Annotated in this window: 1 protein-coding gene; it reads right to left on the reverse strand. The window is 39.9% G+C overall.

The window, feature by feature from the left end:
- Positions 1-1067: IS4 family transposase (locus ACE1TG_RS19720; RefSeq protein ID WP_375054089.1), on the reverse strand; the 1067-nt coding region annotated here is incomplete at its 3' end.
- Positions 1068-1083: the final 16 nt, after the last annotated feature.

The following is a 1083-nucleotide window of genomic DNA, read 5'->3' on the forward strand; positions in this document are numbered from 1 at the left end:
GATCGTTCGGCATAAATGCGGAGAAGCTCCAATGTTTGCCAAGCACTTTTTTTGGTTTCCTCTGTGATTTGGACATATAAAGCCAGACAATACGCTGTCATGGCAAAAAATATTTGATTCCAAATACCCTGAGGCTTCGTGCTTTGAAGTTTAACGAGTCGCAGGTGCTGTTTAATCCATTTAAAAAATAATTCAACCATCCAACGGCACCTGTACAACTCTGCAACTTCTTCTGCACTTAAATCCCAGCGACTTGTTACAATTCTGTACTTGCGACCTTCTTCATCCTTAAATTCAACTAAACGAACAGGATGCTTCATTGGTTTACTGCCCATAACGACTTTGGCATCCTTGAGAATCTTTTCACCTTGTGTTTCGTAATTCTCAAGAATTGTGGTTTTGTGGATATCATTAATACGAACCGCAAAAAGAACTTTCTTATCCATCCATTCATCCATTTTTGCGTAGTCCACATAACCACGATCAAATAAGTAAGTCGCATCTGGATCTGTTACCAATTGCATCACAACTTCCCGTTCATCCACATTTCCTGTTGAAGGAATAACCTTATCAGGAAAGGCTTCGTCTGGCGAAGCCACGACCAGACGAGTGTGAAGTTTTACTTGATTTCGATTGCCCGTTACATAGGCCCATTTTCCAAAAGTAGGTCCTAAGTGAAGACAGGATGCATCAACCACATGAAGCTTTCCAAACAATGGGTGGCCATTTTTTTCACTGGTAACCTCCTGAAGTTTCTTCACTGACTCTAAAAATAAATCTTGGGCAAACGTAGAAGGTAAAGCATTCAAACGGCGTGAAAGCTGCGATCCACTAATTTCGGCGACACCAAAAAGGTTTTTCGAATCGTTTCTTGCCCGTACTTGTTCCTCTATTTGAGAAAAAGAGTCCCACTTTCCCAGCTGAGAAGCAACGCAAATCCGCATTAGATTAGGTGTTGTAAGCTTTATGACTCCCCAATCAAGAAAATATGAAGAGAAGGAGTCAAAAGGTAATAAAGATAAACATTTACGTAAAACAGATTGATTTGTTATACTAGTGTTATCCATAAGAAATCTCCTTTAT

It is taken from the genome of Virgibacillus sp. JSM 102003, from assembly GCF_041949995.1.
Lineage (GTDB): Bacteria > Bacillota > Bacilli > Bacillales > Amphibacillaceae > Lentibacillus.